Consider the following 7653-nt stretch of genomic DNA (forward strand, 5'->3'; position numbering starts at 1 on the left):
TCGTCCTCCTCACGTTCTCTACTCCCTACTCCCACCGGAACCAGCGTGCCGCAGCGCCGACGAGGACGACCGTCCACAGCGCGGTCACGCCGAGGTGCGACCAACTGGGCCAGTCGCCGGCCGCCGCCTCGTTCAGCGCCTGCGAGGCCGCCCCGAACGGGGTGAGCAGGACGACGCGCTGCAACGCGTCCGGCATGACCTGGACGGGGAACCAGACGCCAAGCGTGAACATCGACGGGAACAGGACGGCCGAGCCGACGGCCGTGGCGATCTTCGTGGTCCGTGAGACCGCGGCGATCGTCGCGCCCGCCGCGAGGGCCGCCAGCGCGGCGAGGACCAGCGCCAGCGCGTACCCGAAGAGCTGCGCGGGCAATGCCACGCCGTAGACGAGACGGCCCACGGCCATCGCGATGACCGCCGAGCACACCGACGCCGCGCCGTGCAGCACGATCTGCGCCGTCAGCAGCGACGCCGGCCGCACCGGGGTGGTCGACATGCGGCGCAGGATGCCCATCTCCCGGTAGCTGGTGAGGACGGGCGGTATGGCCTGCACCCCGGCCATGACGATGGCGAGGAGCACGACGATGGGGACGTACAGGTCGATGACCCTGAGGCCGTCGAGCGCGGGGTCGACCGTGCGGAAGGTCGGGATCAGGCCGAGGATAGCCAGCAGCACCGAGGGGAAGGCGACGATCCAGAAGACGCTGCCCGGTTCGCGGCTGAAGAGCCGGGCCTCGGACTTCAGCACGGCGGCGGATGCGGACATGTCAGGCCTCCTGCTGGGTGAGATCCGCTGCGCGGTGCGCCGCAGGCTCCGACGGGCCGGCCGCGTCTTCCGTCGTCAGGTCGAGGAAGGCGTCGTCGAGCGTGGAGTCGGTCACGCGCAGCCGCTCGGTCGTGATCTGGTGCCGCGCGAGCAGCGTGATCACCGCGTTGACGGTCTCGTCGGTCCCGTTGACGACCACCCGGCCGTCCTTCAGTTCCACGGACGTAGCGGCGGGCAGCGCGGCCAGGTCGGCGTCGTCGAGCGGCCGGGAGGGAGTGAACGCGATGACGGTCGACGACGCGGACCTGCTGATGAGGCCCGCCGGGGTGTCCAGCGCGGCGACTCTGCCCGCGTTGATCACCGCGACGCGGTCGCACAGATGCTGGGCCTCCTCCATGATGTGCGTGACCAGCAGGACGGTCACCCCGGAGGCGCGCACGTCCTCGATCAGCTTCCAGGTGTCGCGGCGGGCTCGCGGGTCGAGTCCGGTGGTGAGCTCGTCGAGCACCACGACCCTGGGGTTGCCGATGAGCGCGAGCGCGATGAACAACCGCTGCTTCTGCCCGCCGGAGAGCTTGCCGAAGCGGGTGGTGAGGCGGTCGGTGAGGCCGAGCCGTTCGGCGAGGGACCCCCAGTCGGCCGGCTTCGGATAGAAGGCGCTGTAGAGCTCGAGCGCCTCGCGCACGGTGAGCTTCGCCTGCAGGGCGCTCTCCTGTAACTGGGTGCCGAGGATCCGCGTCAGCTGTGCGTGATCGGAGACCGGGTGGAGACCGGCCACCTGGACGGTGCCGGAGTCGGGGACCCGCAGACCTTCGACGCATTCGACCGTCGTCGTCTTGCCCGCGCCGTTCGGGCCGAGGATTCCGAATATCTCGCCTTCCTCAACGGCGAAGGACACCCCGTCGACAACGGGTCTGCCCCCGTACGCCTTGCGCAGGCCGTTAACTTCGATAATCGCCATGCACCGATGATCCTTGTGGGCCCCGTTCGTGTACATCGCCTGTCGCGCTGGGACGGCATCATCCGATCGGATGATCCACGTCTACGACCGGCCCGGCCGCCGGGGTCCCGGCGACTTGACAAGATTCGCAACTGGTCCGTAACGCCCAAGGGTTGACCTCGGCCGAACGTGCGTGGATAACTGTCCCGGGGGGTCCAGCACACCCGTTACCTTGGAGCGGTTGATGAGCGTGCCCTCGCCCGCACTGGTCGGACGCATCTCCGAGTTGCGGATCCTGGCCGGTGCGATGACCCGCCCTCCTGCGGTCGTGCTGGTGGAGGGCGAGGCGGGCATCGGCAAGACCCGGCTCGTCCGCGCCGCGCTCGGCCGCCTCCCGGCAGGCGACAGGGCCGTGCTCCTCGGCTACTGCCACCAGATCCGCGAACCCTTCCCGTACGGGCCCGTCTTCGAGGCGCTGCGCGACGTCGCGGGCCGGTTGCCGCCGGACCGTCCGCTCAACCCCGTCACCGGGGTGCTTCGCGGGCACCTTCCCGAGCTCGCCGCGGTGCTGCCGCCCTCGCCGCAACCCCTGGACGATCCACGGGCCGAACGGCACCGGCTCTTCCGTGCGATACGCGCGTTGCTCGGCGCCGTCGGGCCGGCCGTGCTGGTCATCGAGGACCTGCACTGGGCGGACGACGGCACCGTCGACCTGCTGCGTTTCCTGGCCGGGCAGCCGCCGGAGGGGCTGACCGTCGTGGCGACCCACCGGAGGGAGAGCCGCGGCGCCGCCCGCTCGCCCCTGGGGCGCGCCTACCGGCACCAGCCGGACACGACCAGCGTGGTGGTGCCCCTCGGCCCGCTGGACATGACCGACGTCGGCAACCTCGCCCGCGCGCTGCTGGAGCGCTCCGATCTGCCGCACGAGTTCGTCGTGCGGCTGCACGAACGCACGGCGGGCATCCCGTTCGTGGTCGAGGAGACGGTCAGGTCCCTGCCCGACGCGGAGGGCCCCGACGCGCTCGACCGTGCCGGCGTCCCGCTGCTCCTGCGGGAGGCGATGGCCGAGCGGATGGCCGGTCTGTCCGCCGCCGCGGCGGGAGCGGTGCAGGCCGCCGCGGTCCTCCGGCTCCCCGCCGGGGAGCAGCTCATCTCCGCGGTCGCGGGCCATTCCGCCGGGCTGGGCGAGGCCTTGCTCGCGGGCGTCCTGCACGAGCACCCCGGCGGCCGGTACGGCTTCCGCCACGCGCTCGCGCAGCAGGCCGTGTACGACGCCGTCCCCGGTCCCGACCGCCGGGCGGCGCACGAGCGTGCGATGGCCGCCCTCGGCGCCGTGGACTCGCCGCCCCTGGTGCAGCTCGCGTTCCACGCCCGTCAGGCGGGAGACACGGGCGCCTGGCTGCGCCACGGAACCGCCGCGGCCCAGCACGCCGCCGCCGTCGGCGACACCGCGCTGGCCGTCGAGGTCATCGAGGGCATGCTCGGCGATCCCGACCTGCCCGCGTCCCACCGGGTGCCCCTCGCGCTGATGCTGAGCCGTTTCGCCGCCACCGGCCTGTCCCACCAGAGGGTCGTACGGCTGCTGCGGCACGTCCTGCGCGACGGCTTCCTGTCCCGCGACGCGAGGGGCGAGGTGCGGCTCAACCTGGGCGTGGTGCTGTCCAACCAGGCGGGGGACACCGCCGCAGGACGTGCGGAGATCATGGTGGCCCTCGGTGAGCTGAGCGACCGGCCGACGCTCGCCGCGCGCGGCTGGGCGTTGCTCGCCATGCCGGCATGGGGCATCGAGCCGGTCACGACGCAGGACGAGTGGATGTCCCGCGCGGAGGCGCTCGTCGCCACGGCGGACACCCCGGAGCTCGCGGCAGCGGTGCTGGCCAACCGGGCCTCCTTCGAGGTGGCGCTCGGCTCGCCCGGCGCGTTCGCCGTCGCCGGCACGCTGCCCGTCGCCGACCCGCGCATCGCCGTACGCCGGCAGGTGGCGCGCGCCTACTGCAACATCCACGACGAGCTGGTCACCCTGGGGCTGCACGCCGAGGCAGAGAGGTACGCGCAGGAGGGGCGGCGCCTGGCCGTGGAGACGGGCGCGCAGTATCAGGCCTACCTGCTCGACGCGTCGGCGATCCGCGGCGACTGGCTGACCGGGCGATGGGACGGGCTGCGCGACCGGGCCGCGTCCCTGGCCGAGTTGGCCACCGAGACCCCGCTGATCGCGGTGGACGCCTGGCTCGTGCTGGGCCTGCTCGCCCTGGCGACGGGCGAATGGGACGAGGCGACCGGGCACTTTCACACCGCCGGGCTCGACGCGCCCGACGCCCGCTACCTGCCGATCGTGACGGCCGCCTCCGGAGGGCTGGTCGACCTGCGCCTCGCCCGTGGCGAGTTCGACGCCGCGGTCACGGAGGCAGAGGCGGCGGTCGCGCGACTGCGCCGCAAGGGCGTATGGGTCTGGGGCGCCCATCTGGTCCCGTCCGCCGTGGCCGCGTTCACCTGCGCCGGACGGCTGAAGGTGGCGGCCGACCTGGTCGCCGACTACGCCGACGGGATCGCGGGCAGGGTCGCGCCGGCCGCGCACGCCGCCCTCGACATGGCCCGTGGCGTGCTCGCCGCCGCGGAGCGGAGGTACGCCGACGCCGTCGGATGTCACGCGCGCGCCCAGGAGGCCTACGCCGTGCTGCCCCAGCCGTACGCGGCGGCGCGTGCGGGTGAAGGGGAGGCCCGCGCCAGGCTCGCGCTCGGGGACGCGGGTGCCGCGGCGGCCTTCATGGAACTCGCGGCGCGCTTCGCGCGGCTCGGCGCGACGCATGACGCGGCCCGCTGCAGGCGTGCGCTGCGGGACATCGGCGCCGAGGTACCCCTCCCACGTGGGAGGAGGGGCAACGCGAGCACGCTGTCCGAGCGGGAGAAGGAGGTGGCCAGGCTCGTCGCCCTCGGCCGTACGAACAGGGAGATCGCCGACGTGCTCTTCCTGTCGACGCGCACGGTGGAGAGCCACGTGGCCACCGTTCTGCGCAAGCTCGGCCTGCGTTCGCGGACGCAGGTCGCCCCGCCCGGCTGAACTGTGACACCGGCTGAACCGTGAAACCAGCCGCGACGGCGAAGCCCCCGGGACGCGTGGTCCCGGGGGCCTGTCCGTTCCAGGGGCGCCGCTCCGGCGGAGCCGTGCTAGGTCCTGTCTGCCAAATCAAGCCCTGCTGCGCGCGGCCCAGATGGCGCCTCGCTTCGTTGTCGTCGTCGGCCGGAGGCTCCGCTCCGACCTCCTCCTCCGCCTTGCGATGCATCCATCTGGATCCACGCTCGCGACGGGCAGCATTTGTCAGACACTCCCTAGACGGTGATGCTCCAGGTGTCGAGGACGCCGGTGTCGAGGCGGTACTGGTCGGCCACCTCGAGGACCCACTGCCCGGCCGCCTGCTGGGAGACGGGCACCGAGTAGGTCCTGGTGCCGTACTGCGTGCAGCTGGACCCGCCGCTGGTGTCGATCGTGTAGTACGTCCCGCTCGGGCCGCGGAGCCGGATCCGCAGGTCCTCGGCGCAGGTGTGCGAGATGGTGACGCTCACCCGGACCGGGGAGACCGCCGTGCCGGTCGCCGTGGACGTGATCGGGCTGGTGATGGTCGACAGGTCGTTGACCGCGTAGTCGGTGCCGTTGGTGAAGGTCCGGGTGCCGCCCGAGCCGGTGACGGTCAGCGTGAACGTCGCGGTGTGGGAGGCACTGGATCCGGTGCCCGTGACGGTGACGGTGTAGGTCCCCGCCGGCGTCGACGTGCCGGTGGTGATGCGGAAGGTGGAGGAGGCGCCCGAGGTCACCGACGTGGGCGTGAAGCTCGCGGTGGCGCCCGAGGGAAGGCCGGAGGCGCTGAAGCCCACCGTCTGCGCGCCGCCCGCGGTCGTCGTCGTGCCGACCGTGGCCGTGGCCTGCCCGCCGGGCGCGACCGAGCCGGATGTCGGGTTGAGCGACAGCGAGAAGTCGCTGGTCGACGAGCCGCATGTCGGCTCACCCGACTGCACGGGCACGCTCACCGCGTTCCACGCCGCCTTGGTGGCGGCGCACTCGGGGCTGTTCGCGCCGTACAGCTCGACCGCCGCCGCGAGAGTCGCCGACCTGACGTTGGCGTATTTCCAGGTCGATGTCTTGCGCTGCAGGGCGCCCATGTAGATCCTGCCGGCCTTCTGGAGGGAGACGCCGGTGACCGAGGAGGGGCCGCCCGAGCAGATCGGGCTGTTCGGCTTGCCGCCGCCGGGGGAGGAGCCCTCGGCGAGCAGGTAGAACCAGTGGTTCAGCGGACCGGCAGCCGAGTGCACCTCGGTGCCGGGGATCGACGACGACCAGCAGTTGGGGTCGCCGGCGAGCGACGGGTTGTACATGTAGCGGATCGGCCCGTCGCCGACGAGGTCGACCTCCTCGCCCACCTGGTAGTCCGGCGGGTCGTTCGGGTTGGCGGCGTAGGCCTCGGTGAGCGCGCCGAAGATGTCGCCCGTCGCCTCGTTGAGGCCGCCGTTCTCGTTGCCGGACCCGGCGCCGCCCGGAGTGGTCTGGAAGATGGCGTGGCCGAACTCGTGCGCCACCACGTCGATCGGCGTGGCCTGGCGGGCGCTGTCCTGCGAGTGCCCGAAGTTGGTGTAGCTGCCGTTCCAGTAGGCGTTGACGTCGTTCAGGCCGACGCGGGCAGGGAAGCCGCCGCCGTTGCCGTTGATGCCGTTACGGCCGAGCCAGGAGCTCAGCATGTCCCACTCCCGCTGTACGGCGTAGAGCGCGTCGACGCAGGCGGTCTCCAGGTTGGTGCCGGAGCCGTTGCCCCACGCGTTGTCGGTGCCGGTGTAGGCGGAGCCGTTCTGACCGCCGCAGCGCAGGCCGCTGCGGGTGGGGTCGGTCATCGAGTACGAGGAGCCGGAGCCGCTCGTGTCGATGGTGACCTGGCCGTAGTAGTAGCCGGTGCCGGTGCCCGCGCGCACCTCGTCATAGCCGTCCGCGATCTCGCCGGTGGCCGCGTCGACGAAGACGTGCTGTTTGCTCGGCTTGCCGTCCGAGATGCCGGACACGAGGCTCTCCCACGCGAGCCGCGGCGCCGCGCCCCATGCGAGGACCACCAGGCGCGGCGCGGCGCTGTCGTCGACCCGGTCCAGCCTGGTCTTCGCCGTCTCGAGGGCCTGGTCGGCGGTGACCGCCGGAGTGGTCGTCACGGCCTTGGTGGTGGAGGCCGCCGCCGCGGTGTCGCGCACGTGCCCGCTGGAGTCGGTGACGACGACCGCGTCGCCGCCCACGACGGGCAGTCCCTTGTAGGAGCGCTCGTAGGTGACGAAGTACATGCCGCCCGCGCTCGGCGTCACGGCGGTGCGGCGATAACTCTCGTCCGACCTCTTGCGCAGTTTGTCGAAACCGCTCGCCACGGCCTGGTCGGCGGCGGCCTGGGCGAGCTGGCGGGGATCGGACAGGCGGGTGGTGCTCGCGGACGGCGCTGTCGCCGCCGCGGGAGTGGTGGGCGCCGCCACGGCGATCGTCGCCAGGGCTGCGGTCACCGCGAGTAGGGCTCTGCGCCTCATGGGCGTCTTCCTTTCTCTGCCTCCCACACCGCGGTCCGCCGATGAGCGGGCATGACGGCTCACGCCGTCGGGCGGCACCCGGCGGCGGACAGGTGGGAGTCGGGGGGTGATGAGAGAAATGGACGGTTCTCACCGGCGCCGGGCACGGGGCCGGCTCATCCGGCGGGCATGTCTCCCATGGCGGGAACAGGGGGCTACGGGGGGAGGCGGGGAAGGGTCACGGCGCTCCTTCTGCGGGGAGTCCGGGCGAGCCGGTCATGCGCGCGACGCTAGGTCCACCGCAGGACGTTGAACATCCGTAGTGAGATCCGTATATATACGGAAAAAGTGTTGAACCTGGGTAAACCACGTGGTCAGATCGTGAACTCGGTGTCCTGAGCAGCGAGAACGCCCCGAGCCGAGT

General features: G+C 72.3%; 4 protein-coding genes. 1 reads left to right on the forward strand and 3 read right to left on the reverse strand.

Features of this window, described 5'->3' with window-relative positions; translation table 11 throughout:
- Window positions 1-25: 25 nt before the first annotated feature.
- Both Pka01_RS22340 and Pka01_RS22345 read right to left on the reverse strand, forming a co-directional pair.
- A complete protein-coding gene (locus tag Pka01_RS22340) occupies window positions 26-766 on the reverse strand; it encodes an ABC transporter permease (protein WP_203884777.1) in 741 nt (246 codons plus the stop codon).
- 1 nt (window position 767) lies between these two features.
- The gene (locus Pka01_RS22345) at window positions 768-1727 is read right to left on the reverse strand and encodes an ABC transporter ATP-binding protein (protein WP_203884778.1); all 960 of its coding nucleotides are present in this window, start codon (window positions 1725-1727) and stop codon (window positions 768-770) included.
- 223 nt (window positions 1728-1950) lie between these two features.
- On the opposite strand from Pka01_RS22345, the gene Pka01_RS22350 reads away from it, so the two are divergent.
- Window positions 1951-4764 carry an ATP-binding protein gene (locus Pka01_RS22350; RefSeq protein ID WP_239115196.1) on the forward strand — a complete coding sequence of 938 codons (2814 nt, stop codon included), beginning with the start codon at window positions 1951-1953 and terminating at the stop codon, window positions 4762-4764.
- Window positions 4765-5033: 269 nt separating this feature from the next.
- Here Pka01_RS22350 and Pka01_RS22355 read toward each other — a convergent pair whose 3' ends face one another.
- A complete protein-coding gene (locus tag Pka01_RS22355) occupies window positions 5034-7250 on the reverse strand; it encodes a M4 family metallopeptidase (RefSeq protein ID WP_203884780.1) in 2217 nt (738 codons plus the stop codon).
- Window positions 7251-7653 lie beyond the last annotated feature (403 nt).

The organism is Planotetraspora kaengkrachanensis, from assembly GCF_016862895.1.
Classification (GTDB): domain Bacteria; phylum Actinomycetota; class Actinomycetes; order Streptosporangiales; family Streptosporangiaceae; genus Planotetraspora; species Planotetraspora kaengkrachanensis.